Consider the following 26128-nt stretch of genomic DNA (forward strand, 5'->3'; position numbering starts at 1 on the left):
TATCGGGATTTGGGATGAAACTTAAAGTAAATATAAGTAAATAAGGGCAAAGACTGCGGAGTTATCCCATCGAATATGACCCGATTTAGCAGGCAATACAAGGCTTTTTGGCCAGGAATTATTGATATTTGTCTAAGTGATCAAATATCCAACGAACAGTAACTAACTGGCACAAAAATGTGATCTAGATCTCGTTTTATAGTGCAGACCTTGGTAATCTGAAATCCAAGGAAACAACAGAAGGTTCGAAATATGCTAAAGATTACTAGCAAGCAACTTGAAGTCACATCTCCTATTCGCGAACGTATTGAAAGCCGTTTCGAAAAACTTTCAAGGCATGATGTGCAAATGATAAATCCCCATGTAATCATTACGGAGGAGAAACCTGGTTTCAAAATTGAAGCATCGGTTGGCATCCCAAATGGAGAACTCTTCGCTCAAGCAAAACATGAAAATTTATATACTGCGATTAACGCTATGGGCCAAAAATTAGAGAAGCAGCTCAATCGCATAACACACAAACCGGAAGCACAACGTTCCACATCATTAACACCGACTAATAATATTGTTGAAGTTGACGACGAGTACGAGGAGGAAGATGCGGCATAATTTAAGTTTAGTGAGTGCGAGAAACGCATCACTTTGAGAGCAATAAAGTAGAAATATTTAATCAGATCACAGTTTTTACAAAAGCTTAGTGCAATCATTTTAATGATGAAAAAAACAGTTCGTTTGACTAAATACCTACTACACTTTACAAAGTGACAGCAAGAATCGAAGTGGTGCGAATTTAAATCGTTTCAAATGTTGATTTACTTTAAATTTTGATTTACATATATTGATTAACAGATATTTTTTATAAATAACGTTACTGGATATAACTAAGGAGAACGACCAATCTAAGCTATATAGTTTTAAGTTCTAAGATTTACTGTTAATAATTAATTTTACTTATAATTTCCACGTTCAAAAGCTCAACGTTATACTTTCAACTAGGTTCCACTTTCAATAGTAAGTTAAGAAAGGAGGCAACGCAAAGCGAACAATTTGATAATATTGATATTGTTGATATTAGTTACAATCAAGTATGTTGGCATTTACTAAAAGTAGTGCTCAATTTTGACCGAATAACAGGACGACCACCAGAAACAGGCGGCATTGCTGAATACCAGAGTAAACATAAGGAGCTGAGTACAGCGCAACAAGTACAAACGAGTACATTAGCGAAACCTTTAACTATCCAATTTTTTATATCCACAATGGAGGCCCAGGTAAAAATAAACAAAAGTCACATTAACATAAGCTACTTTACCAAAAGTGCTTATTGTAAAACGGGTCGGCACCAATTCGTGCTAAACATCGAGATAAATGAGGTAACAACTGTCACATTTAGTTAGATGTAGATTAGTGATTTGAAGTGAGTCATATTTACACTGATATGTAAGTTAGCGTTTTTAGCGTGAGATTTAATGTAAGTGTTTAATGCAAGTGCAATACGTTGGTTTTATTAAAAGTTATTAGTTTACTTAGTGTTATTTGTATAGTAAAAACTGTAAATCGTATTAATATTTTTATGTAATGTGTTAACTTTTACCGTTAGTTGAGTTTTGATATTTTATAGACACCTTAAATAATGTTTAATTATCAACTAAAAAGGAGGGCATCTAGACTTGACGAAAAATGCAATAACAGTAAATGAGAGTTTGTTATATGCTCCAAGTATTAACACGTTAGGTTTTAAAGTGAAAAGTAATAACGTAAGTAGCAAGACCTAAACGCATGACAAGGCTAAGCTGTTTTTACAGCAATATGTACCTAGTACAACTAATGAGCCGTAAATCGTTTATTTTAAATGTTCGTTTTGTTAGTTTTAGTTTTTAATGTTATAGAACCATGTAAGTGTTAATTGTTAAAATATAAGTGCAAGACATGTCAACGTAAGTTCGCTGGTACTGCAAAACAGCATAGTTTCAATGTTATACACTATGCCGTATAAAGTACTTGTTAATGTTCATTGTAAATGCAAGTCGTTATCTAGTGAGTTGTTAACGTTTTACTGTTACACGTAAATGTAAGATAAACGAGTGTTTTACCTTGTCCCACACTGACTATAAGGAGGATAAACTCGCTTGACCATATATTCATACTCAAACCAGCGCACCCCCGGGTGCGCTTTCTTTTTAGTCTGTCTGTGAGAAAGTTTTGATTGACAGCTAAGCCCTAGCCCTTTAGTTTTAAGACCATGAAAATGATAACAGCAGCTTTTTTTACTTTCTTTTTTACACCCCCACTCTAGGAGGCGGATTTACTGTGTAAAAACGAAAGTAAAAATCCAAAGCCTCCCAACTGGGAGGCTTTTTTGTCTTAAACGATTGATAAAATACATGGCGGCAATTGAGGTCAGAATGCATACACCACAGCCTTTAAATCAAACCCGAGAGCAGATCACCAATCTGGATAATGAACTGCTGGCATTACTCGCAGAGCGCCGTCGCTTAAGTCTAGAAGTGGCCCGTAGTAAAGAAGTGGATGTCAGACCCATCAGAGATACTCAAAGGGAAAAAGAACTGCTCGCTAGGCTAGTGAAAGAAGGCAGAGAAAAGGGATTAGATGCCCACTATGTTATCTCCCTTTATCAGAGCATCATTGAAGATTCAGTATTGAATCAACAAGCTTACCTTCACGGCCGTGCCAACCCAGAAACACAAAAACAGCAGTATTGTATCGCCTACCTCGGTGCACGAGGCTCTTACTCTTATCTCGCAGCGACCCGCTATTGCCAACGCCGCCAAGTTGAAATGCTAGACTTAGGTTGCCAAAGTTTCGATGAAATAGTGCAAGCCGTTGAGTCTGGGCATGCTGATTATGGTTTCCTACCGATTGAGAACACTTCTTCAGGTTCAATCAATGAAGTCTACGATGTACTGCAGCACACCAGTTTATCGATCGTTGGTGAAACGACGATTGAAGTCAGCCATTGCCTTCTAGGAAAAGCTGGCAGTAAATTAGCTGATATCAAAACTGTCTATGCCCACCCTCAGCCTATTAGCCAATGCAGCAGATATTTAACTCAACACAAAGACTTGAGACTGGAATACTGCTCAAGCAGCGCAGAAGCAATGGAAAAGGTAAACCAAAGTCCAGATAACAGTGCTGCAGCGATTGGCAGCGCCGAAGGTGGTGCACTCTATCAGCTTGAGTCCATAGAAGCAGGTTTAGCTAATCAGAAGATCAACCAAAGTCGCTTTATCGTTGTTGCTCGCAAAGCCGTTGCCGTACCAGAGCAGTTACCCGCTAAGACCACATTGATTATGGCGACGGGCCAAAAAGCCGGTGCATTAGTAGAAGCCCTGTTGGTTCTGAAAGCGCATCAGTTAAACATGAGCAAATTAGAGTCACGCCCGATTCCAGGAACACCTTGGGAAGAGATGTTCTATTTGGATATCGATGCGAATATCTCCAGTGAATCTATGCAGGCGGGTTTAAAGCAACTCGAGCGGATCACCCGTTTTATCAAAGTATTAGGCTGTTATCCTTGCGAAACAGTTAAGCCCACGCAGCTGAGCAACAGCCAGTTACTGATTGAACCTAGCACCTCTAAGGATCAAGTTATCAGCGAGAATGGAGCAAATACCAGCCCTGTTCGATATAGTAAAGCCTATAAAGAGCAAGCTAGTGAGATCAACTGCGGTGCAATGACAATCGGTGCCGGGCATGTCGGTGCCATAGCACAAATCACACTGAATAATGATATTTCACACTTAGCGTTATCGGCTTTCGAGCAGCAAGTGAAACAGCTTAAAGAAGCAGGATTCCAAGCGGTTCTGCTCAATAGCGTTAATCAAGTGGCTATGGCGGAAGTGACCCTAGCTAAACTGCGTCAAATCCTGCACCAATATGGTCTAGTGTGCATTATTGCCATAGAGCAAGAAGCCGATATGCCATTAGCCGTTCAGCACGCCGATATGCTGTTCTTGGCGGGTAAGCAGATGTTTAATCAAACCTTACTCATCCAAGCGGGCACCTTACCTGTACCTTTAATACTTGAACGTAACGATATGGCAAGTTTTGAAGAATTACTCACGGCAACAGAAATTATCTTAAGCCAAGGCAATCAGCAACTTATTCTGTGTGACTCTGGCATTAGAACCTTAAATAACGCCAATCTACCCTCACTCGATTTGGCGAGCCTGATCCAGATTAAAGCCACGAGTCATTTGCCCATTTTGATCAACCCTAGCTATGCCGTTTCGGATGATGCCCTGCTGGTTCAAACCCAAGGTATTAAGCAGCTTAAAGTGGATGGATTGATACTCAATTGCCCACTCGACAGCAATAATGACTCTGAGTCGCTTAACTTAATTAGCGCTGTAGTGCGGGAATTATATCGGGCGGTCTAAAACTTTGATCTTGAGTGATTTAATTTAAAGTGAAATGGGGTTAGTTCGAAGTGTATTCAGGGATAAATGAGACTTCTTTTATCCCTGATTGACTGAAATAAGCCTGCAAGTCAGCGTGATGACTAACAGGCTTAATATTGTTTACTATCGCTGCCCAGTCATCCTTTATGCATTTTCAGAAGAGCCGACAGCCCTCGATGGTTCGGTAACCGCATTACTCCTGCGGATAAGCCCTGTCATAGTAGAGCCCTGCACTAAAATCGAAAATACGACGACGGCATAGGTCATCACTAACAATAATTCCCTCAGCTCCACACCACCAATAGCATCGATGACAATCCCCTCAGGTAAACTCATCGCCATCGCGAGTGCTAATCCTCCCCTTAAACCACCCCAAATCAGAATCGTCTCTGCATAGGGGTTGTAAGACTTAAACAACCTAAAGCCCAAATAAGGTAATAACACGCTCACGGCACGCGCCAATAATACCAATGGAATCGCCACAAACATAAACCACCACAATGGTGCTTTAAAAGTAACCAACAAAAGCAGTAAGCCGAGCAGTAGGAAGAGTAAAGCATTGAAGAAGGATTCAATCAGCGACCAAAATGTCAGTAACTTCACTCGCTCGTTGCGAGCAAAAAATTTAGGCACACTGAAATTACCTATGATGATCCCCGCGCTCACCATAGCTAAAGGTCCAGAAACTCCAAACACTTCCGCCATCACATAACCCGCGGTTGGGATCAACAGTGTAACCAGCATCAATTGCGTTTCTTCCTCACAGTAGCGGAAAAAATGATGCAATAAAAAGCCAAGTATGCCGCCATAAATGACCCCACCTACCGCTTCACGAATAAATAACTCAGAGACATGGATAAATAACTCAGAGACATGGATAAATGTCAGTGGCTCAGTGGAAAAAGCAACTTGCGATATCGCCACAAAAATCACTAACCCTATACCATCGTTAAATAAAGACTCACCCTCCACTTGGATAGCAATATCTTCCGGTGCACCCATTTTCTTTAAAATAGCCAAAACGGCGATGGGATCGGTGGGAGAAATCAAGGCGCCAAACAGCAAGCAGTGGTTGAGTTGTAGCGGTAGACCCACCATAGGTGCGACCCAAAATAACAGTCCTCCTATGATAAAGGTCGATAATAAAGTGCTGACAAAGGCGAGAATTAAAATCTCCCACTTCTGATGCCTTAGTATTTTTAAACGGATCTGCAATGCACCGGCAAAGAGTAAAAAACCTAACATGCCATTGAGCAGCAAGGCTTGAAAATCGAGCTTCTCTAAGCCTGATACAAAATACAAATAAACATGTCCGCCTAAGGCCTTTCCCCCTAGGAGCAATAACAAACTCATACCTAAGGCGATAGCCGTAATGGCCACAGTTTCCTGCAATTTATGGACGCGTGAAGAGACAACCGAAGTGACTAACGCCAAGGCGCAGAGGATACACAGAATTTGGTAACTGGACATAAGAGCCTCTAAATATCATCAATTTAGAGACTCTAGCACAAGTTTAGATTTCTAAACCATCCAATAGACTTAACCACCCTTTAATGATCCTGTGGCAAAACCAAATGATCCCAAAGAGATAAATCGAAAGACTGAGCCAAGTTAACGGCACGCAATAGCCCAGCACTAACAAGCCAAGAAAGGCGACATTAGAATGCCGTTGCCAACGCAAATGCGACGCCAATAATGGATTACCATGGGATTGACGTTGGGAAACATTAATGAACAAACTTAGCAGCACGGGAAGTAATAATAAGGGAAAGCCCGACATCAAGGCGTACAACAAATGCCCAAGAGAACGGTCTTCAATTTTTGCGGCATAAGTGGTTGTCATTGTCATTGAGAGACTCCAGCCAGACTAATGGACTGGGCGCAAACATCATACGCCCTTGTCATTAACCTTACGTTCTCACTGAGATAAGCGCAACTAAGGATTAGAAATATTTCCATCCATTTAAGAATAAGCCTGATAAGTCCTGTATAACTATCACTAATCAGCGCGCTAGAGTTTTAGTCTCACATCGGACGTTAACGTTGTAGAGCACGCCAGCACAAACCCCGCGTCAATTTCCGCAGGACTCAGTGTCATCACACTCGTTGATGTGGTTTTTCCCTCCAAGACTTGACACTTACACGCACCGCATACGCCCGAACGACAAGCCGCAATAATCGGTAATCCTTCAGACTCGATTCCCTCAAGTAAACTCTGCCCTTGTGCTAGCTTTGTGCTGCGATCCCCAATAGCTAAGTTAAAAATAGGCAAGGTAAAAGCCTCTGCTTGTGGATTATCATGCGTTTCAGTAGGTGAATTTGCTTGCATAAGCTGATGACGTGCGGCTTTCTCCGCGGTGGCAAAACTCTCATGGTGTAACTGACTCATATCAAAATTGAGTTCGGCCAATAACACTTTTACTGCCTGCATATAAGGCTCAGGCCCGCAGAGATAAACCGTTCGCTCAGTAACATCAGGCACTAAGGTTTGCAGCATCTGCGCAGTTAATCGCCCTATATCAAAGCTTATCTTTGGAGAGAATAAAAGTGATTCGGTCGCCGACTTCAGCGCATAACTGAGTTTGAATGCGTTAAAGCGGTTTGCCATCGTCTCCAATGATGATTTAAAGATAATATCGGCGTCTGAGCGCGCGCTGTGCACAAAGGCAATATCGACATCAATTTGAGTATCAGTTAGATAACGTGACATCGAATACATGGGCGTAATGCCGCAACCTGCACTCAAAAACAAGTATTTCGCCGCAGGGATATCAACTAAGTTAAATTGCCCCGTCGGTTGCAGTACGCGCACACGCTGGCCTGGCTGCAAGTGATCAATAAGATAATTAGACACCAGTCCACCCGCCACACGCTTAATCGTCACCATCAAGGAATAGGGTCTCGATGGTGATGACGACAAGGTATAACTGCGGCACACTTGCTCGCCGTTAATATCGAGCACAAAGGTCATAAACTGGCCGGGCTTATAGTCAAACTTCATCGGCTCGCCCGCCTGAAAACGAAAACTCACCACATCGATAGTTTCATTCCAGCGTTCAACGCACACCAGCTCACTTAGCCCTGCTCCGATTTGCGCTGGCCCACCGTCTACTGGGTTAACACTTTTGGGTTTATGGAGCGCTTTCGCCCCTGCCATCACACTCAAATTTATCGCATTCATTACATTTTTACCTGCAACACACTGCGGTTTTAACCCTCGGCAAAATCGAAATTAAAACCGCAGTCAAGCAACCACTCATTGCTGATTTAAGCCACAATACTCAGCGGACTGCAGCAATGAGCACCGACTGATTTACGCCACGTTCAACATGGTCTTTAAATCGGCCTCAACTGTGGTGGTATTGCGTAAGCCAAACTTCTCCTCCAAAATTTTGGCGAGATTGGCGGTTAAAAATGCAGGTGGTGTCGGGCCTGTGCGAATGTTTTTCACACCGAGTGACAACAGTGTCAGTAACACCACAATGGCTTTTTGTTCGAACCAAGAGAGCACTAAACTCAATGGTAATTCATTGATATCACATTCGAATACTTCAGCTAACGCAATCGCTAACTGAATCGCAGAATAGGCATCGTTACACTGGCCCACATCGAGCAAGCGTGGGATACCGTTAATATCACCAAATTCGAGCTTATTGAATTTGTACTTACCGCAGCCTAGCGTCAGGATTATTGAATCCTTAGGTGTGGATTTAGCAAGTTCAGTAAAGTAGCTTCTGTCGGCCTTGTCACCATCGCAGCCGCCAACGAGGAAGAAGTGTTTAATCGCGCCACTTTTTACATTTTCAACCACAGCTGGCGCTGCCGCCATCAAAGCATTATGGGCAAAACCAATGGTGATAGTGTGGGGGATTTCATCGTAGATAAAGCCTTCTAATGCTAACGCTTTATCAATCACAGCCGAGAAATCATCGCCTTCGATATGCACCACACCAGGCCAACCCACTATGCTACGAGTAAAGATACGATCGCTATAACTGCCAACATTGGGGTCGATAATACAATTGGACGTCATCACCACAGCGCCAGGGAAATTGGCAAATTCTTGCTGTTGATTCTGCCAAGCACTGCCGTAATTACCGACAAGCTGTGGGTATTTTTTAAAGGCAGGATACGCCAGTGCGGGCAACATTTCGCCGTGGGTAAACACATTGATGCCCTTACCGACTGTCTGCTCAAGGATAAGCTCTAAATCCTTCATATCATGACCAGAGACTAAAATTGCCTTGCCCTTAACGGGCTTAGTATTCACCACCGTTGGCTCTGGATGACCAAAGGCCTGAGTTTCACCCGCATCCAACATGGCCATTATGCGGTAGTTCAACTGACCAATATCCATCGCAGTGGTAAATAGTTTATCGCCATCGACACTCGGCTCACCTAAGAAAGACATGATTTCATGGAAGCGCCCTGAAACATTGGCATCAGTCTGTCCCAGCACGCGAGCATGTTCCATATAAGCAGCCGCGCCCTTAAGGCCATACAAACACAATAGTCTTAACCCCATGATGTCTTCATGAACGTCATGCTTATCTTTATTCAGCAGTGCAATTGGTGCCTGCGCTAGCATTTCAATCTTACTGGTCCCCAGCACTAACTGAGCGACTTGCGGCACTTGCTCAACGGCAATACCCGCTTGTTCACAAGCCGCTTCGTAAGAAGCTTTTAACTGAGTACGATAATGAGCCGCCTGCTGGGTATAGGCCATAATGCGCTCGTCATCGAAATTTACGTTGGTGAGGGTCGCGAAAAAGGCTTTAGGCACAAAACTATCAATTTCAGCATCGATAATGCCCAGCTCGCGGGCTTTAACCGCATACACAGACACGCCTTGCAACATATAAATCAACAAATCTTGCAGATCAGACGTTGCCGCCAACTTGCCACACATACCTTGGGAATAACTACAACCATTGCCAGCGGGTGTACGAATGGTTTGCTCACATTGAATACAGAACATGGATAGACTCCTAATTTAAATTCATGCTTTATTTTTGCATGTTTAAAACTAGTCTACCTAAACACGCCATAAGCGACAGTCATTTCTAGAATGGAATGCTAAATGTTAGAGAACGATCACCTTAAGCAATCACTAATAAAGGCAATAAGACCTGCCAAAAATCCATAAAAAAACGCCCGTCAATGATGGGCGTTTTTAAGAGTAACTTACTCTTTATTAATTGGTTTTCATATCATTGACCGATTGCAGCATAATACGGCTTTCACGCTGGAATTGAGGGGCAAAATCCCCAAACCATTTAGCGACGGTTTGGAACTGCTTAATAAACTCGTTCCTGTCGCCGCGTTTTAGCAGCTCTAACGCTTCACGGTAGTTATCTAAGTAATCACCAATAGCATGCTGGCTATCTTGCTGGGCAAAAATAATATCGGCGTAAAGCTCTGGGCTTTGGGCGAATAAGCGCCCTACCATAGCCAATTCTAAGCGATAAATCGGCGAGCTAAATTGCAGTAAAGTATCAATATCTGCCTCTTCCTTGCACAGATTCAAACCATACACAAAGGTCGAAAAGTGACGCATTGCCTGCACTAACTGCATCGCACTGTCGTGACGTTCAGGCTCTGCTTCGACAATCCGCGCGCCCCATATTGCGATCTGCTCGAGTAACCATTGGTATTTATCAGGCTCACGACCGTGGCACACCACCACGACTTGTTTCGCCAGACTGCCCACATCGGGACCAAACATAGGATGGAAACCGACGACAGGACCAGAATGCGCCTCAAGCATGGCTTTAACCGGCTCTGTCTTGATGGAGGTCAAATCCGCCAGAATACAGTCGGCTGGTAATTGGGTCAGCTTTTCGCGAATAAGCTCGCAAGTAATCGCAATCGGCACAGTCACTAACACCATGCCCGCATCGGCAAATAGGCTATCTGCTTGCTGCCAATCATCTTTATCGAGCAGATTCACTTGGTAGCCAGATAAGGTCAGCATTTGTGAAAACAGTCCACCGAGTTGCCCTTTACCGCCGACAATCACCACTGAGCCGAGATCTTTTTTAACTTGCTTAAAGCCTACATCTTTTTCATTGAGATAAGACTCGCGCATCAAGCGGCGTAAAATATCCTCAATTAATTGCGGTGCAATCCCCATGCTTTTCGCTTCTTCGCGGCGTTTAGCGAGCATGGCGGCTTCACGCTGCGGTGCATAAATCGGTAAACCGGCGCCGTGTTTCACTGTGCCCACTTGCGCCACGAGATCTAAGCGCTTACGCAGTAAATGCAATAATTGCTGATCGACACCATCAATCAGGCCGCGAAGATGTTCTAATTCGGCCGTTGTTTTTTCATTCATACCTGAGTCCATTAAGCTGTCGCCAATTTAAGCGTTAGCAACTTTAAGCATATCGAAGCGTGCCGGGAGTATTGAAGATAACTTCACCGCGCCGTCACGTAAAATGGTTTCTGTTTTTTCCCAGTTAATACAGGAATCTGTCACAGATACACCGTAAGCTAGCTCGCTTAATGGCTTATCGCAGCTTTGATTGCCTTCATTTAAGTGGCTTTCAAGCATAACGCCGATGATCGATTTATTGCCGTTATAAATCTGCTCGAACACATCTTCACACACAGGCTTTTGGCGGCTGTAGTCTTTGGATGAATTGCCATGGCTGCAATCGATGATCAAACGTGCATTGAGTTTGGCTTTGTGAAGCTGTGCCTCACATTCTGCCACGCTTGCGGCATCGTAGTTTGGTGATGCACCGCCACGTAAAATCACATGACCATCGGGATTGCCCGCAGTTTGTAATAAGGCGACTTGGCCCTGTTGGTTAATGCCCATAAATCTGTGACTGCTGGCCGCTGACTTTAGCGCATTAATCGCCACATCGAGCTTACCATCGGTGCCATTTTTAAAGCCAACTGGCATAGAAAGACCCGATGCCATTTCCCTATGGGTTTGCGATTCAGTGGTGCGGGCACCGATGGCCGACCAAGTCACTAGCTCAGAAATGTACTGAGGGCTGATAGGATCAAGCGCTTCAGTGGCGACTGGTAGCCCTAATTCGGCCAACCAAATCATCAGCTCACGGGCCATTTTCAGACCTTTTTCGACATCGAAGGATTCATCCATATCGGGATCGTTGATCATGCCTTTCCAACCGACCGTAGTACGCGGCTTTTCAAAGTACACTCGCATTAAGATGTAAAACTCATCACTGAGTTCATCGTGCAAGGTTTTAAGCCTTAAAGCGTATTCCTTAGCGGCGGCGATATCATGGATGGAGCAAGGCCCGGTGACGATCAATACTCGATTGTCGCGCTTATGGACAATATCAGCCACGGTTTTGCGGGCATTGAGGATATAACGATAAGCATGCTCAGAGAGTGGCAAGGCATTTTTAAGCTCTTGCGGTGTGATTAAGACTTTTTCTGAACTGATGTGTACGTTGTTAATCGTATCTTGTTGCATGCTTACCACCTAAGACTTAGTGTTTAACCCAGTTGTCGAAGCAGGACTTCAAGTCAGCTTGGGCATTCATTTCGGAAGAAAAATAGCGTAAATCCATCGCAATGTACTCTTGTAATGCTACACCATTACAATCAGGCGACCACTATGCCTGTTCATTCTCTTTAGATCAAGTATAAATACTCAAAAAACAGCAACAAAAAACCGCCACTAGGGCGGTTTTCTGTGCGAACACTACGTCTTGTTTTCTGTAGCGGTAACTATTACTTAGTTGCCAGCTTCTCACGGATACGTGCAGATTTACCTGAACGATCACGCAGATAGTACAGTTTGGCGCGACGAACGCGACCACGACGCTTAACTTCAATGCTAGCGATCAGTGGGCTGTGCGTTTGGAAAGCACGCTCAACACCTTCGCCATTAGAGATTTTACGTACTGTGAATGCAGAGTGCAGACCACGGTTACGCTTAGCAATTACAACGCCTTCAAAAGCCTGTAAACGCTCTTTATCGCCTTCTTTAACACGAACCTGAACTACTACTGTATCACCAGCACCAAACGCAGGTACGTCTTGTTTCATTTGCTCATCGTTGAGCATTTTAATGATGTTGTTCATAACTTACTCCGTTCTAGAATTAACTGAGCTACGACTAAGCATGCTTGTTCATTGCTTCAACGAACTGCGCTAATAGAGTCGTTTGTTCGTCAGTCAGAGCTAGATTTTGCAATAATTCTGGCCGTCTCAGTAAAGTCCTACCAAGGCTTTGCTGTAAACGCCAGAGTCTAATTTGTTCGTGGTTGCCACTTAGCAGCACTGCCGGTACGTCAACACCATCAAGGCTTTCAGGGCGAGTGTAATGTGGACAATCCAGTAAACCGTCGGAGAAAGAATCTTGCTCCGCCGAAGCTTGTTTTCCTAGCACGCCAGGAACCAATCTCGATACTGAATCTATCAGAGTCATCGCCGGTAATTCGCCGCCCGAAAGCACGTAATCCCCTATCGACCACTCTTCATCCACTTCCGTTTGAATGATGCGTTCATCAATACCTTCGTATCGACCACAGACCAAAATCAAACGTGATGATTGAGCCAACTCAGTGACGCCTTGCTGATCCAGCTTGCGTCCTTGAGGTGACAAGTAAATCACCTTCGCACCTTCACCCGCTGCGGCTTTCGCTGCATGAATGGCATCGCGCAAGGGTTGCACCATCATCAACATTCCGGGACCACCGCCGTAAGGCCTGTCATCTACCGTATTATGTCTATCATGGGTGAAATCACGGGGATTCCACGTGTGCAACTCGAGCAGGCCGTTTTTCACGGCTCGACCCGTAACTCCAAAGTCTGTCACGGCACGGAACATCTCTGGGAACAGGGTTATTACCCCTAACCACATCTGTTGTACCTCGACTTAGAAGTCAGGATCCCAATCCACTAAAATCTGTTTACCTTGCAGGTCCACCGTTTTGATGAACTGCTCAGGGACAAAGGGGATCATACGTTCCACTTTGCCGAAACTATCTTTAGCGTTGGCTTTAACGAGTAATACGTCGTTCGATCCTGTTTCCACGATCTGATCGACAATCCCCATGTTATAGCCAGTTGTATTGACCACTTCGCAACCGATGAGATCACGCCAGTAGAATTCATCTGCTGGCAAATCGTTCATCTGTTCCGGCAAAATCGCAATCTCACAATTTGTGAGCATTTGCGCTTGCTCCCGTGTTTCTACGCCATCAAGTAAGGCAACAACGGCCTTGCCTTGATAACGCCACTGGGTGACCTTTATTTCGCGCCACTCACCATTTTCTTTAATAAGCCAAGGCGAGTAGTCAAAGATACCTTCAACAGAATCGGTATAGGCGGTGATTTTCAGCCAACCTTTAATGCCATGACAGGAGCCTAATTTCCCCAGTACGACTGGCTGTTGGTTACTGCTCATCAATCTATACCTTAACGCTATTAAGCAGTTGCTTTACGAGCGTCTTTGATCAATTTTGCTACGCGTTCTGTAGCAGCTGCACCGTTAGAAACCCAGTGCTCAACGCGAGCTAGGTCTAAACGTAAAGTTTCTTCTTGGCCACGGGCCAATGGGTTGAAGAAACCTACACGCTCAATGAAACGACCGTCACGAGCGTTACGGCTATCAGCAACAACGATGTTGTAAAATGGACGCTTTTTTGCGCCGCCACGAGCTAAACGAATGGTAACCATGCGTTTTCAATCCTCTAATGATTTGCTTTGAAGCAAAAATAAAAACTGGAACCCCGTGTTCGCGAAGAGTCCCAGATAGAAAGCCGGAAGATTTTACCTGAGTTTCCAACTAATGCAACCAAAGATGGCGATTATTACGCCTGCATCCTTAGTTAGCAGTTCATTGTTGCCAGAGTCAACCGACTGATAAAGTGCTAGGTTTAACTAAAAATGTCCGATTAACGGCCTGGAAATTTCATTCCAGGCGGCATCATGCCACGCATTCCGCGCATCATTTTTTGCATGCCGCCCTTAGCGGACATTTTTTTCATCATCTTTTGCATTTGCGTAAACTGTTTCAATAAACGGTTTACATCTTGAATTTGCGTGCCAGAACCCGCAGCAATACGACGCTTGCGTGAGCCCTTGATTAAATCTGGGTTCTTACGCTCTTTTGACGTCATCGAATTAATGATGGCTTCCATTTGGCCTGTCATCTTGCCGTCTTGGATTTGCGCTAAGGCTTCTGGGGGCAATTGGCCGACACCGGGCAGTTTTTCTAGCATGTTCATCATGCCGCCCATGTTTTTCATTTGCTGTAACTGCTCACGGAAATCTTCTAAATCGAAACTGCCACCCTGCTTCACTTTCGAAGCCAGCTTCATGGCCTTTTCTTTATCGACGCCGCGCTCAACTTCTTCGATAAGCGATAACACATCGCCCATACCCAAAATACGCGAAGCAATACGATCGGGATGGAACGGTTCTAACGCGTCGGTCTTTTCACCGACACCGAGGAATTTAATCGGCTTGCCAGTAATATGACGAATCGATAACGCCGCACCACCGCGCGCATCACCATCGACTTTGGTTAAGATAACCCCTGTCAGTGGCAAAGCTTCGTTAAACGCCTTAGCCGTGTTCGCCGCATCTTGACCTGTCATAGCATCCACAACGAACAAGGTCTCGATAGGCTTAACCGCAGCGTGTAAGCCTTTGATCTCGTCCATCATGGCTTCGTCGACGTGCAGACGACCCGCGGTATCGAGGATCACCACATCGATGAACTTTAATTTAGCGTGGGCAATCGCCGCTTTCGCAATGTCGATTGGCTTTTGGCTGACGTCCGATGGGAAAAACTCCACCGCGACTTCTTGCGCTAACGTCTCAAGCTGTTTAATCGCCGCTGGGCGGTAAACGTCGGCACTGACCACCAATACCGATTTTTTATGGCGTTCGCGTAAAAATTTACCCAGTTTGGCCACACTGGTGGTTTTACCCGCACCTTGCAAACCCGCCATCATGATCACGGCTGGCGGCTGAGTGGCTAAATCTAAGGCTTCATTCGCCTCGCCCATGGATTTTTCAAGTTCACTTTGAACTATCTTAATGAAGGCTTGACCAGGGCTTAAGCTTTTAGAGACTTCTTGGCCAACGGCACGTTCTTTTACATTATTAACGAATTCGCGCACCACAGGCAGGGCAACATCGGCCTCCAGCAGTGCCATACGCACTTCGCGCAGGGTTTCCTTAACATTTTCTTCAGTTAAGCGACCACGGCCACTGATATTTTTCAGTGTGCGTGACAGTCTGTCGGTTAGGTTCTCAAACATCGTCCTGTTCTATACCTTTAAGAATCTCGATTGATGGGCTGTATTATAACGATGCATGCGCATTATGCTACTGCTGCACCCATCTTGATTGTGGTTAAGTGTTTTACTTGCGCTGAGTCATGTTTTATTGTCGTTAACACACTATTTAACCCTAACAATAAGAATCTGCTAAATTTTGCAACTCATGTCACTGCCCATTTGCCGACAGCTCATGTTATTCTAGGGAAAATATTGATCTGTATGCCCCGTTTATAAGGCACCTTTAACTACACAAATAGGTTAATTACCCATGGTCATCTTTTCTGCCTCAGCCATGTTTTTTTATTGCATTGCATTGGTACTAGTGACGAGTCGATTGTTCCACCCCGACGGTCCGAATCGCCGCGCCGTCGCAGGCATAGCGGCCATTGCGGTCATTCTGCATGCTGCTGCATTATCCCAAGTAATTTTCACCACCGACGGGCAAAACTTTAGCCTGACGAACGTGATTTCCTTAGTGAACTGGATTATCGCCTTTACTTTTACTGTGTTGATGTTCAGGCTAAAGGTGATTGTCGTAGTGCCTGTGGTTTACGCCTGCTCTGTGCTCTCGGTCGCCCTACTCTGGTTATTACCGCCTAAATTCATCACGCATTTTGAGCTTTATCCTGAAGTATTAGCCCACGTCGTATTGTCACTCATGGCCTACAGTGCCCTGATGATTGCCGCCCTGTATGCGATACAACTGGCGATGATCCAAAATAAGCTGAAGAAAAAACAATTTATGCTGAGCCCAGGTATTCCGCCACTGATGACAGTTGAGAAACAACTTTATCATTTAGTGATTATCGGCGTTATCTTGCTCAGTTTGTCACTCGCAACCGGCTTTATCTTCCTTGAAGACATGTTTGCAGATGGCAAAGGTCATAAGGCAATCCTGTCGATAATGGCTTGGTTTGTATACATTACTATGTTGTGGCAACAGTATTGGGTCGGCTGTAAAATTCGTACCGCAGTCATTTACACTTTGACTGGCGCCACCTTACTTTCGCTCGCTTATTTTGGCGCGCGCATTGTCAAAGAGTTAATCCTCAACTAAACATTTAAGTCGGCAAAGGCAGTTAATGCCGCTGCCGACTTGACACTTTTTTTAAATGTCGGTATTTACTTAAGTTTACTGGCCATATTGGAGCCTTTTTTGGACGCTATATCGACAAGCGCACTCCTGATCGTTTTACTAGTGCTTATCCTATTCTCTGCCTATTTCTCAGGCTCAGAAACCGCCATGATGACACTCAACCGTTACCGTCTACGCCACTTAGCCAGCAATGGCCATAAAGGGGCGATTAGAGCTCTGAAGTTGCTTGAGCGTCCAGACCGTTTGATTGGCTTAATCTTAATCGGCAATAACTTAGTCAATATTTTAGCATCGGCTATCGCCACTATTATTGGTATGCGCCTCTGGGGGGACTTAGGTGTCGCCATCGCTACTGGTGTGCTGACACTCGTTGTATTGGTATTTGCTGAAGTCACCCCCAAAACCATCGCCGCACTAAATCCCGAACGTATTGCCTTCCCCTCCAGCATACTGCTGCGCTGGTTGTTGATCCTATTAGCGCCCTTCGTGAAAGGCGTTAACCTCATCACGTCAGGCTTTTTACGTTTGATGGGAATTAAAACCGTTAATAGCAGCGATGCGTTGAGCCAAGAAGAGTTGCGCACTGTCGTACATGAAGCTGGGGCACTTATCCCCCAACGTCACCAAGAAATGCTGTTATCTATCCTAGATTTAGAGAAAGTCACCGTTGAAGACATTATGGTGCCGCGCTCAGATATCTACGGGATTAACGTTAATGACGAATTTAAAGTCATCAATCGTCAGGTGATCCAAAGCCCGCACACCCGAGTGTTAGTGTATCGCGACACAGTTGACGATGCGGTGGGCTTTATTCATTTGCGCGATGCCCTGCGATTACAATCGAAAGAGCAATTCAGCAAGTCATCTCTGCTGCGCGCAGTGAAAGAACTCTACTTTGTGCCTGAAGGTACGCCGCTCAATGTGCAGCTGGCTAACTTCCAGCAGAACAAAGAGCGTATCGGCTTAGTAGTTGATGAATATGGTGACATTCAAGGTCTAGTGACGCTCGAAGATATTCTCGAAGAGATTGTCGGCGACTTTACTACTTCAATGTTAACCACGCCGAGTGAAGATATCAAAGTGCAGCAAGATGGCAGTTACTTAGTCGATGCCAGCATTACCATTCGCGATTTGAATAAAGAAATGAAGTGGAACTTCCCGACCGACGGCCCTAAAACCCTCAACGGTCTGATCCTAGAATATCTAGAGGAAATCCCCTCAGCTAACACCAGTTTACGTTTAGCCGGTTATCCCTTAGAGATTATCGATGTGGCAGAAAATATGATTAAAACTGTGCGAATCATACCGCTGCACTATCACCCGCCCAGAGCTTAGCTTTCGATTTACCCCATAAAAAATCGGCCGAACCACATACTAATATGTAGTCCGGCCGACTGCTCCCCCGAGCAATACTTTTCCCAAGTGATGTAACGAGTTAAATCTTTTTAGCCTCAAGTGCCCGGCGCTTTTCAATCGCCATCGGCGTTATCTGGGCATTGAGCGCCTTTTCTAAGCCCAACATAAAATACACTTCCGCCATCAAGAAGAATGGCCCAATTAATAACTGATTCAAATCATCTACAAAGGCAGGCTTGGCTTTTTCATATTTATGGCCAATTAACTGGAACACCCAGCCCACCACAAATACCCCTAGGGCAAGCCAAGTGGCACCGGCAATATGCGCCGCCCATTCAGTTGTGAGCAGTACAGGAACCATAAATAAGATCAGCCCCATTGAGAGCCTTAAGTGTAAACGGACATAGTAGGCCGACACTAACACGCCGACAATCACGGCTAAACTGGTCTCATCCAGACTGCCCAGCGGAATACGTACAGTGGCCAGCAACAGGAAAGCAGACCAAATAATCAGTGGGATACCAATAAAATGGGTCTGAATATTACGATGATTTAAATGCACACTTTTGTAGGTCGATAACTGCTCTGCGGCGGATTTCATGTCGGGTTCCTCTTCATTTGCCCCTGCTTTTACCTGCGCCAAATTGAGCGACGCGCAAGCCATAAACTAGCGCAAAACAATTAAGCTGAACAGCGAAAGTAAACTAATTGTTGCATTTATTGTTTGGTACTGATTTTGATACCCATCCAGAAATGAAAAAAAGGAACCCTAAGGTTCCTTTTTTACCGCCGACAGACACCAACTCGGGTTTATTGAGACTCTATGATTACCGTCGCAATCGCATAGGATTTTTCATCGGCAATAGAGATATGCCCAACCGTCGCTTTAAGCTGCTGTAAGCGCGTAAGCGCCCCCTCGGTAAAGTGAATCGTCGGCGCACCATCCTCATTGTTGCCAATGTGAATATGCTGAAACGACACGCCGCGGCCAATGCCCGTACCGAGCGCTTTAGCTGCAGCTTCTTTGGCGGCAAAACGCTTGGCAAGATAACGGCTTGGCTGACTATGGGCAGTATAAATGGCCAACTCAACCTCGGTCAGCACACGTTTCGCCAGCTTGTTGCCTGCGCGCGCCACATGGGCCTGAATACGCTCAATCTCGACGATATCTGTGCCTAGGCCGACAATCGCCATTATTCGCCTCGACGACCTTCAAGCATTAACACTTTCATGTCTTTCACTGCTGTCGCTAAACCGTCAATCGCGGCACGTGCGACAATCGCATGGCCGATATTGAGTTCATATAACTCAGGAATCGCCGCAATCGGTTTCACGTTGTGATAATGCAGACCATGACCCGCGTTAACCACTAAACCTTTTCCATGGGCGTATTTTGCCATTTCGCTAATACGCGCTAACTCAGTGGCTTCTTCTGCTTCCGTTTTAGCATCGGCATAACAGCCAGTGTGGATTTCGATAAGCGGCGCGCCAGAGGCAACAGCGGCATCGATTTGGGTTTTATCGGCGTCAATAAATAAGGAAACTTGAATGCCCTCAGCGGCCAAACGAGTAACCGCAGCAGTGATTTTATCTAACTGCCCCGCCACATCTAAACCGCCTTCAGTAGTGACTTCTTGACGTTTTTCTGGCACTAAACAGACATAGGTCGGCTTAATTTCACAGGCGATGTTAAGCATTTCTTCAGTCACAGCGCATTCGAAATTCATGCGAGTTTTCAAGGTTTTCGCCAGCAGATACACATCGCGGTCTATGATGTGGCGTCTGTCTTCACGTAAATGGATAGTGATGCCATCGGCGCCAGCATGCTCAGCAACGGCGGCGGCATGCACAGGATCAGGATAACTAGTGCCACGCGCCTGACGCAGAGTAGCAATATGGTCGATATTCACGCCCAATAAGATACGGCTCATCGGGAACTCCTTAATGTTGAACGCTGATATTGCGGCTTATTGTACTTAGGCTTACACAAAAAAACAGGAGCTAGGGCGAATTATTCCCATCAATCTTGGTTGGCGTGGCAGCGCTGACGAACAATTGTCGACTCAGCAAAGGTTTAGTCCCGAGTAATGGCTTTAACAGGGAGCGCATCAATAACTTAGCGCTCAAAAAATGCACATCGGTGAGTTGGTTATCGTTAAGCGCCGTCAACATGGCACCTTGATAGGCATTGCGAGCACGGGAGTTGAGCACAAATTGAAAGCCTAACTCAGGCACGAGCTGGTAATAATCTTCAGCAACGAGTGGTTCGCCCTGAGTATCGCGGCTAAGCGAAGGCATAAAACCTAATTCTCTCAGCAAGGCGAGCTCAATATAACGCAGTTGGGATTGGCAAAACTTCGCGGCAAGGCCGACTAAAGCTTGATGATAAATGAGGAACAACTCTTCGGCGTTGTGCTGCACAGACAAAGTGCGAACCAATAACTCATTGATATACATGCCAGCAAACAAACTTTGGCCTGATAGAGGCACAGCAGGCGCAGCAGCTTCGACTTGAGTTAAGGTTTTTAATTCAGACTTACCGCTAAATTCGAAGATCAGCGGTTGAAAGGGCTGGAGAATACTCTTGATAGAGCGCTTACCGCTGCCGGTTCGGGCAACCACATCGACCCGTCCAATGCCGTCAACTAAGAGGTTAACTAAGACACTGGACTCTCGATACGGACGATGATGCAGAACATAGCCACGTTTCATCGGTAAGCGCGCTCGCTGGAATTAATGCTTAATCGTCGCCGTAACCTAAGCTACGAAGGGCGCGTTCATCATCGGCCCAACCAGATTTCACTTTCACCCACACTTCGAGGAAGACTTTATTATCAAACAAGGTTTCCATGTCTAAGCGGGCTTGAGTCGCAATAGTACGAATACGTTCGCCCTTGCTACCGATCACCATACGTTTTTGACCTTCACGCTCAACGAGGATCAGGGCATTAATTTGATAAACGCCATTTTCCATCATCTTAAACTGTTCGATCTCAACCGTCGCATCATAGGGTAATTCATCACCGAGGAAGCGCATCAGTTTTTCACGCACAATTTCCGACGCCATAAAACGTTGCGAACGGTCAGTAACATAATCTTCAGGGAAGAAGAAAGGTCCTTCAGGAATCGACGCTGCTGCCAGCTCTAAAATTCGCTGGACGTTAGTACCCTTGCTGGCTGAAATTGGCAAAATTTCATCGAAAGGATATTTTTTGGCGACTTCTTCCAAATACGGGAATAGTGATTCTTTGTCTTTGATATTGTCGACTTTGTTGATCGCCAGAATCGTCTGACGCTCTTCGCCGCCACGGCGTAATTTGCTCAGCACCATCTCATCATCAGCGGTCCACGTCATGCCATCGACCACGAAAATGACCATAGCCACATCGGCAAGCGAACTGGCCGCTGCGCGGTTCATCAGGCGGTTAATCGCCCGCTGCTCTTCAATGTGCAAACCCGGTGTATCGATAAACACGATTTGCTTAGGACCATCGGTATGAATACCCATAATACGGTGGCGCGTCGTTTGCGGCTTTTTAGAAGTAATACTCACCTTCTGACCAAGCAAACGGTTGATTAACGTCGATTTACCGACGTTAGGGCGACCAATGATCGCCACCATGCCACAATAAGTCACATCGTAATGGGCCGACGGCGTTGGCGCGGCCGCATTCATCCTTGCCAGTAATTCATCTAAACTCGGCTCAGTTGCCGCTTTTGCAGCATCGATACCTGACAAGTCTGTTTTTTTGGTCATTTCTTTAGTAACTCCAATACTTGAGCGGCCGCGATTTGCTCGGCTTTACGGCGTGAACTCGCCACACCAATGACGCTTTGGCTCAAGTCTTCAATACGACATTCAACGGTAAATGTCTGATCGTGGGCATCGCCTTCTATGTTGATTACTTGGTAATCAGGTAGCGGCTTTTTAAACCCTTGTAAATGTTCTTGCAGTAAGGTTTTTGCGTCTTTCTGGCTGATCCCAGGTTGGATTTCGGCCAAACGTTCGGCATACCATTTCAGCAGTAATACACGGCAAACTTCGAGATCGGAATCAAGGTAAACGGCGCCAATAATGGCTTCAACCGCATCGGCAAGAATCGACTCGCGTCTAAATCCGCCACTTTTTAATTCACCAGGACCGAGATACAAATAATCGCCGAGCTTAAATTCTTGGGCGATGATAGTTAAGGTATCACCGCGCACTAAGGTGGCGCGCATCCGGCTTAAATCGCCTTCAGTCGCCTTCGGAAACTGATGATATAACGCATCAGAAATCACAATAGATAAAATTGAATCACCTAAAAACTCTAAGCGCTCATTGTGTTTATTTGCCGCACTTCTGTGAGTTAGCGCTTGAGTCAACAGCTCAATATTCTTGAACTCGTAACCTAAAGTACGACACAAACGTGGCAAATTTTTAATCGGTTCCATGCTATTTAATTCCACCTACACGCTCAAAACGCACACCGCTTGGCACCCAAGTTGGGAGGAAGTCGGCTTTTGAACGGTCAAATTCAAAACTAATCCAAATCGCTACCGCTTTACCGACCAGGTTTTCTTCTGGCACAAAGCCCCAAAAACGACTGTCGGTGCTGTTATCGCGGTTATCACCCATGGCAAAGTAATGGCCTTCTGGCACTAAAAACTCACCTGCAGGTAAGTTACCTTCGCGTTTAAAATATCCCAACATGTCGGGACGACTTGGGTTAATCAAAATATCGTGGGCGACTTCGCCCAGTTGCTCCGTGTAACGCAGTAATGGCACGCCATCTTGGCTGTAATCACCACGACTGATTTCAGTGCGGGCGATAACTTGTGGTTCTGGGCAAGCTGTTTGCTCAACGCCACAGGCCTTCTGGATCATCAACTGCTTATTACGGTAAATAATTCTATCACCCGGTAAACCGACAACACGTTTGATGTAGTCAATTGTCGGGTTTTCAGGGTATTTAAACACGATCACATCACCGCGTTTGGGCTCGCCGGTTTCAACCAGTTTAGTGCGCCATACAGGATCTTTAAGCCCATAACTGAATTTTTCCACCAGAATGAAGTCACCAACTAAGAGGGTTGGCATCATAGAACCCGATGGGATTTGAAATGGCTCATATATGAATGAACGCAGAATCAATACAAAGGCAATCACAGGGAAAATAGAGTGCGCGGTTTCGACTATGGTCGACTCACGGATGATTAGGTACTCAGCTTCTTCGGTTAACGTCGCTTGCGAGGCCTTGGCTAACGCTAAATTCTCACGACGCTTAGGGGCGAATACGAGTACATCGACTAACCAAATAAGTCCCGAGATCAGGGTGATTAGCACTAGAATAATGGAAAAATACGCTGCCATTGCTTATTGAACTCCTGCTTTAAAATCATTTAAAGGTGCCTAACTCAGCGAATATCATACTTTAGTTAACTTACCGTATTCGACCTTGGTAAACCAAAGTGATAAACCAATACGATAACCTAACTAAAGCGCCGCAAACAGCGGCGCAATAGTCAACTAAATTGTCATTTCTATGCTAACGATTACTCGTTTAGCTTAAGTACCGCTAAGAATGCCTCCTGTGGCACCTCAACGTTACCCACTTGCTTCATCCGTTTCTTACCCTCTTTTTGTTTATTTAAGAGTTTTTTCTTACGAGAAACGTCGCCGCCATAACATTTAGCCGTTACGTCTTTACGCAGGGCTTTCACGGTTGAACGGGCAATAATTTGACTGCCCACAGCCGCTTGAATCGCGATATCAAACATCTGACGCGGGATAAGCTCTTTCATCTTATCGACTAAGGCTAAACCACGGTGACGAATGTTGGATCTATGGATAACCATAGCCAAGGCATCGACTCTGTCGCCATTGATGAGAATATCTAAACGCACCATGTCAGCGGGATCGAAACGAATAAAGTTATATTCGAGTGACGCATAGCCACGGCTAGTGGATTTCAAACGGTCAAAGAAGTCCATGACCACTTCCGCCATTGGCAGATGGTAAGTCACAGCCACTTGGTTACCGTGGTAAACCATGTTCACTTGCGTGCCACGTTTTTCAATACATAGGGTAATCACGTTACCTAAGTATTCTTTTGGCACTAAAATGTTGGCCTCAACAATCGGCTCACGCATTTCTTCGATGTTGTTAATCGCTGGCAAATCAGACGGGTTATCAACGTAAATCGTTTCACCGTTGGTCATCACCACTTCGTACACTACGGTTGGCGCTGTGGTGATCAACTCTAGGTTGTATTCACGCTCTAAACGCTCTTGGACGATTTCCATGTGCAGCAGGCCTAAATAGCCAATGCGGAAACCAAAACCGAGTGCCGATGAACTTTCAGGTTCAAAGAATAATGACGCATCGTTCAGGCTAAGTTTGTTCAGCGCATCACGGAAGTTTTCATATTCATCGGTAGAAATAGGGAATACGCCAGCGTATACCTGTGGCTTTACTTTCTTAAAGCCAGGTAACGGTTTTTCAGCACCGTTTTTGGCTAAAGTTAATGTATCGCCCACGGGCGCGCCGTGAATTTCCTTCAGACCCGCAATCACAAAGCCAACTTCACCGGTTTTAAGTTCGGTTTTGTCAGTTTGTTTTGGGGTGAAAATACCGACGCGATCCGCAGTGTGGTTTTGTCCTGTAGACATCACCTTAAACTTGTCACCTTTTTTCAGGCTACCGTGTTTAATGCGCACTAACGACACTACGCCTAGGTAGTTATCAAACCAAGAATCGATGATCAAGGCTTGCAATGGTGCGTTAGGATCGCCTTCTGGCGGTGGAATTTTGGCAACAATGACTTCTAAAACCTCGTCGACACCGACACCGGTTTTAGCCGAACAACGCACAGCATCCATGGCATCGATACCGACGATATCTTCAATCTCGGCAGCAACACGTTCTGGATCGGCTTGTGGTAAGTCAATCTTGTTTAAAATAGGTACCACATCTAGATTCATATCCAGCGCGGTGTAACAGTTTGCCAGTGTCTGAGCTTCAACGCCCTGACCCGCATCAACCACCAGCAAAGCGCCTTCACAGGCTGCTAATGAGCGCGAGACCTCGTAGGAGAAGTCAACGTGACCTGGGGTATCAATAAAGTTGAGTTGATAGACTAGGCCATCTTTGGCTTTGTAATCCAAAGTGACACTTTGTGCCTTAATCGTAATACCACGCTCACGTTCTAGATCCATCGAATCTAAAACTTGAGCATCCATTTCACGGTCGGTTAAACCGCCACAAACCTGAATAAGACGATCTGATAGCGTCGATTTACCATGGTCGATATGGGCAATAATTGAGAAGTTTCTAATTTGTTTCATTATGCTGCAATGACTAATACTGAAAATGGATACGGTTCAAAGGAGCGAAATTGTACCTGATTGCGGTTTCAATACCAATCACATTCACTCCGACTTAAGACAGACAGATAAAACAACGCCCAAAACCGCAGTTAGCTGTTTTTTAATTAAAAATAAGGCACTGAAATTATTAAGTTAATTCTTGCAAATTGATGCTCATACCCAAATAGGCCAAAATCACAGGTTGAGCATCGACTTCTAAGCGTTTGGCCTTTTGCTTACCAAAAGACCATGCAAGCAAGGCACCAACGGCCGCAAAGCCCATGGCACCTAGGTTAGGATTAAACTCAAGCAACTGGCCTAAAAATTGGCCTAACGCCGCGCCAACAAACAAACCAAACAGCGGCATTAAATAGATTAATGCCGCAGCTTTGAGGATTACGCTCTCGGGAAGTCCTAATTTGAGTAACTCACCCGCCTCGCAGCGGCGCTCACTCTGAATCGAAAATTGCTGGGTTTTCGAGGAAAAAGCCTGAGCCACAGCAGAAGTCCCGCAAGACTCACTGTTACTGCAGCTCTTGCAGGTACTCTTAAGTTCGACTTCAACCGTCAACCAGCCTTGGCTATCACTGGCGACGACTCTAGCAATTTCTTCCATCATAATCGGCGTC

The 26128-nt window shown here is 45.3% G+C and carries 24 protein-coding genes and 1 other annotated feature; of the genes, 4 read left to right on the plus strand and 20 right to left on the minus strand.

The genetic code is table 11. From position 1 onward, the window contains the following. The first annotated feature begins 252 nt into the window (after positions 1-252). Positions 253-609, plus strand: a complete 357-nt coding sequence (gene hpf / locus Q4Q49_RS02670) for a ribosome hibernation-promoting factor, HPF/YfiA family (protein WP_006080799.1) — start codon at positions 253-255, stop codon at positions 607-609. Positions 610-2247: 1638 nt separating this feature from the next. After that, positions 2248-2364: a sequence feature (Phe leader region), on the plus strand. Between the two features lie 41 nt (positions 2365-2405). Beyond that, entirely contained in the window at positions 2406-4400 is a 1995-nt protein-coding gene (locus Q4Q49_RS02675; RefSeq protein ID WP_311998580.1) for a chorismate mutase, read from the plus strand. Between the two features lie 165 nt (positions 4401-4565). On the opposite strand, the gene Q4Q49_RS02680 is transcribed toward Q4Q49_RS02675, so the two are convergent. The 11 genes from Q4Q49_RS02680 to ffh all read right to left on the minus strand — a co-directional run bounded on the left by Q4Q49_RS02680 (position 4566) and on the right by ffh (position 15679). Continuing rightward, positions 4566-5891 carry a sodium:proton antiporter gene (locus Q4Q49_RS02680; protein ID WP_311998581.1) on the minus strand — a complete coding sequence of 442 codons (1326 nt, stop codon included), beginning with the start codon at positions 5889-5891 and terminating at the stop codon, positions 4566-4568. Positions 5892-5934: 43 nt separating this feature from the next. Next, entirely contained in the window at positions 5935-6270 is a 336-nt protein-coding gene (locus tag Q4Q49_RS02685) for a hypothetical protein (protein WP_006080796.1), read from the minus strand. 162 nt (positions 6271-6432) lie between these two features. After that, entirely contained in the window at positions 6433-7602 is a 1170-nt protein-coding gene (locus Q4Q49_RS02690; protein WP_311998582.1) for a hybrid-cluster NAD(P)-dependent oxidoreductase, read from the minus strand. A 132-nt stretch (positions 7603-7734) separates the two neighbouring features. Continuing rightward, the gene (gene hcp, locus Q4Q49_RS02695; RefSeq protein ID WP_311989665.1) at positions 7735-9399 is read right to left on the minus strand and encodes a hydroxylamine reductase; all 1665 of its coding nucleotides are present in this window, start codon (positions 9397-9399) and stop codon (positions 7735-7737) included. A gap of 216 nt (positions 9400-9615) precedes the next feature. Then, positions 9616-10755, minus strand: a complete 1140-nt coding sequence (gene tyrA, locus Q4Q49_RS02700) for a bifunctional chorismate mutase/prephenate dehydrogenase (protein WP_259543818.1) — start codon at positions 10753-10755, stop codon at positions 9616-9618. A 27-nt stretch (positions 10756-10782) separates the two neighbouring features. Further along, entirely contained in the window at positions 10783-11874 is a 1092-nt protein-coding gene (locus Q4Q49_RS02705; protein ID WP_115335237.1) for a 3-deoxy-7-phosphoheptulonate synthase, read from the minus strand. A gap of 260 nt (positions 11875-12134) precedes the next feature. Then, positions 12135-12488, minus strand: coding sequence for a 50S ribosomal protein L19 (gene rplS / locus Q4Q49_RS02710; protein WP_006080791.1), 354 nt, complete (start codon positions 12486-12488; stop codon positions 12135-12137). Between the two features lie 34 nt (positions 12489-12522). After that, a complete protein-coding gene (gene trmD / locus Q4Q49_RS02715; RefSeq protein WP_006080790.1) occupies positions 12523-13269 on the minus strand; it encodes a tRNA (guanosine(37)-N1)-methyltransferase TrmD in 747 nt (248 codons plus the stop codon). A 15-nt stretch (positions 13270-13284) separates the two neighbouring features. Further along, positions 13285-13815: a ribosome maturation factor RimM gene (gene rimM, locus Q4Q49_RS02720; RefSeq protein ID WP_006080789.1), complete on the minus strand. Its 531-nt coding sequence runs from the start codon at positions 13813-13815 to the stop codon at positions 13285-13287. Positions 13816-13835: 20 nt separating this feature from the next. Next, complete coding sequence (rpsP, locus tag Q4Q49_RS02725; RefSeq protein WP_006080788.1) at positions 13836-14087, minus strand: 30S ribosomal protein S16; 252 nt, start codon at positions 14085-14087, stop codon at positions 13836-13838. 218 nt (positions 14088-14305) lie between these two features. After that, complete coding sequence (ffh, locus tag Q4Q49_RS02730) at positions 14306-15679, minus strand: signal recognition particle protein (protein WP_006080787.1); 1374 nt, start codon at positions 15677-15679, stop codon at positions 14306-14308. Positions 15680-15968: 289 nt separating this feature from the next. Between ffh and Q4Q49_RS02735 the strand changes: the two genes are divergently transcribed. Together Q4Q49_RS02735 and Q4Q49_RS02740 are read left to right on the plus strand one after the other, a co-directional pair. Then, positions 15969-16757: an inner membrane protein YpjD gene (locus tag Q4Q49_RS02735; protein ID WP_006080786.1), complete on the plus strand. Its 789-nt coding sequence runs from the start codon at positions 15969-15971 to the stop codon at positions 16755-16757. 99 nt (positions 16758-16856) lie between these two features. Then, entirely contained in the window at positions 16857-18131 is a 1275-nt protein-coding gene (locus tag Q4Q49_RS02740; RefSeq protein WP_006080785.1) for an HlyC/CorC family transporter, read from the plus strand. Between the two features lie 100 nt (positions 18132-18231). Here the strand turns inward: Q4Q49_RS02740 and Q4Q49_RS02745 are convergent, their stop codons facing one another. From Q4Q49_RS02745 to Q4Q49_RS02785, 9 genes are all read right to left on the minus strand, one after another. Beyond that, a complete protein-coding gene (locus tag Q4Q49_RS02745; protein WP_311998583.1) occupies positions 18232-18753 on the minus strand; it encodes an Mpo1-like protein in 522 nt (173 codons plus the stop codon). 209 nt (positions 18754-18962) lie between these two features. After that, positions 18963-19346: a holo-ACP synthase gene (gene acpS, locus Q4Q49_RS02750; protein WP_259504599.1), complete on the minus strand. Its 384-nt coding sequence runs from the start codon at positions 19344-19346 to the stop codon at positions 18963-18965. Beyond that, positions 19346-20083: a pyridoxine 5'-phosphate synthase gene (gene pdxJ, locus Q4Q49_RS02755; RefSeq protein WP_006080782.1), complete on the minus strand. Its 738-nt coding sequence runs from the start codon at positions 20081-20083 to the stop codon at positions 19346-19348. The genes acpS and pdxJ overlap by 1 nt, the downstream gene beginning before the upstream one ends. A gap of 70 nt (positions 20084-20153) precedes the next feature. Further along, a complete protein-coding gene (recO, locus tag Q4Q49_RS02760) occupies positions 20154-20864 on the minus strand; it encodes a DNA repair protein RecO (protein ID WP_006080781.1) in 711 nt (236 codons plus the stop codon). Positions 20865-20892: 28 nt separating this feature from the next. Beyond that, positions 20893-21909, minus strand: a complete 1017-nt coding sequence (era, locus tag Q4Q49_RS02765) for a GTPase Era (protein ID WP_006085067.1) — start codon at positions 21907-21909, stop codon at positions 20893-20895. Further along, on the minus strand, positions 21906-22586 hold the full coding sequence (rnc, locus tag Q4Q49_RS02770; protein WP_220592336.1) for a ribonuclease III: 681 nt from the start codon (positions 22584-22586) through the stop codon (positions 21906-21908). Before rnc ends, era begins: the two co-directional genes overlap by 4 nt. Before the next feature lies 1 nt (position 22587). Continuing rightward, positions 22588-23505: a signal peptidase I gene (lepB, locus tag Q4Q49_RS02775; RefSeq protein WP_311998584.1), complete on the minus strand. Its 918-nt coding sequence runs from the start codon at positions 23503-23505 to the stop codon at positions 22588-22590. 182 nt (positions 23506-23687) lie between these two features. Further along, on the minus strand, positions 23688-25478 hold the full coding sequence (lepA, locus tag Q4Q49_RS02780; RefSeq protein ID WP_220592334.1) for a translation elongation factor 4: 1791 nt from the start codon (positions 25476-25478) through the stop codon (positions 23688-23690). A 169-nt stretch (positions 25479-25647) separates the two neighbouring features. Next, a complete protein-coding gene (locus Q4Q49_RS02785; RefSeq protein WP_311998585.1) occupies positions 25648-26118 on the minus strand; it encodes a SoxR reducing system RseC family protein in 471 nt (156 codons plus the stop codon). Positions 26119-26128: the final 10 nt, after the last annotated feature.

Source organism: Shewanella sp. SP1S1-7 (genome assembly GCF_031932105.1).
In the GTDB taxonomy this organism is placed as follows: Bacteria; Pseudomonadota; Gammaproteobacteria; order Enterobacterales; family Shewanellaceae; genus Shewanella; species Shewanella baltica.

Excerpts from the sequence above, each read along its gene's own strand:
- hpf (WP_006080799.1), top strand. The coding sequence starts at position 253 with ATGCTAAAGATTACTAGCAAGCAACTTGAAGTCACATCTCCTATTCGC.
- Q4Q49_RS02675 (WP_311998580.1), top strand. The coding sequence starts at position 2,406 with ATGCATACACCACAGCCTTTAAATCAAACCCGAGAGCAGATCACCAAT.
- Q4Q49_RS02680 (WP_311998581.1), bottom strand. The coding sequence starts at position 5,891 with ATGTCCAGTTACCAAATTCTGTGTATCCTCTGCGCCTTGGCGTTAGTC.
- Q4Q49_RS02685 (WP_006080796.1), bottom strand. The coding sequence starts at position 6,270 with ATGACAATGACAACCACTTATGCCGCAAAAATTGAAGACCGTTCTCTT.
- Q4Q49_RS02690 (WP_311998582.1), bottom strand. The coding sequence starts at position 7,602 with ATGAATGCGATAAATTTGAGTGTGATGGCAGGGGCGAAAGCGCTCCAT.
- hcp (WP_311989665.1), bottom strand. The coding sequence starts at position 9,399 with ATGTTCTGTATTCAATGTGAGCAAACCATTCGTACACCCGCTGGCAAT.
- tyrA (WP_259543818.1), bottom strand. The coding sequence starts at position 10,755 with ATGAATGAAAAAACAACGGCCGAATTAGAACATCTTCGCGGCCTGATT.
- Q4Q49_RS02705 (WP_115335237.1), bottom strand. The coding sequence starts at position 11,874 with ATGCAACAAGATACGATTAACAACGTACACATCAGTTCAGAAAAAGTC.
- rplS (WP_006080791.1), bottom strand. The coding sequence starts at position 12,488 with ATGAACAACATCATTAAAATGCTCAACGATGAGCAAATGAAACAAGAC.
- trmD (WP_006080790.1), bottom strand. The coding sequence starts at position 13,269 with ATGTGGTTAGGGGTAATAACCCTGTTCCCAGAGATGTTCCGTGCCGTG.
- rimM (WP_006080789.1), bottom strand. The coding sequence starts at position 13,815 with ATGAGCAGTAACCAACAGCCAGTCGTACTGGGGAAATTAGGCTCCTGT.
- rpsP (WP_006080788.1), bottom strand. The coding sequence starts at position 14,087 with ATGGTTACCATTCGTTTAGCTCGTGGCGGCGCAAAAAAGCGTCCATTT.
- ffh (WP_006080787.1), bottom strand. The coding sequence starts at position 15,679 with ATGTTTGAGAACCTAACCGACAGACTGTCACGCACACTGAAAAATATC.
- Q4Q49_RS02735 (WP_006080786.1), top strand. The coding sequence starts at position 15,969 with ATGGTCATCTTTTCTGCCTCAGCCATGTTTTTTTATTGCATTGCATTG.
- Q4Q49_RS02745 (WP_311998583.1), bottom strand. The coding sequence starts at position 18,753 with ATGAAATCCGCCGCAGAGCAGTTATCGACCTACAAAAGTGTGCATTTA.
- acpS (WP_259504599.1), bottom strand. The coding sequence starts at position 19,346 with ATGGCGATTGTCGGCCTAGGCACAGATATCGTCGAGATTGAGCGTATT.
- pdxJ (WP_006080782.1), bottom strand. The coding sequence starts at position 20,083 with ATGAGCCGTATCTTATTGGGCGTGAATATCGACCATATTGCTACTCTG.
- recO (WP_006080781.1), bottom strand. The coding sequence starts at position 20,864 with ATGAAACGTGGCTATGTTCTGCATCATCGTCCGTATCGAGAGTCCAGT.
- era (WP_006085067.1), bottom strand. The coding sequence starts at position 21,909 with ATGACCAAAAAAACAGACTTGTCAGGTATCGATGCTGCAAAAGCGGCA.
- rnc (WP_220592336.1), bottom strand. The coding sequence starts at position 22,586 with ATGGAACCGATTAAAAATTTGCCACGTTTGTGTCGTACTTTAGGTTAC.
- lepB (WP_311998584.1), bottom strand. The coding sequence starts at position 23,505 with ATGGCAGCGTATTTTTCCATTATTCTAGTGCTAATCACCCTGATCTCG.
- lepA (WP_220592334.1), bottom strand. The coding sequence starts at position 25,478 with ATGAAACAAATTAGAAACTTCTCAATTATTGCCCATATCGACCATGGT.
- Q4Q49_RS02785 (WP_311998585.1), bottom strand. The coding sequence starts at position 26,118 with ATGATGGAAGAAATTGCTAGAGTCGTCGCCAGTGATAGCCAAGGCTGG.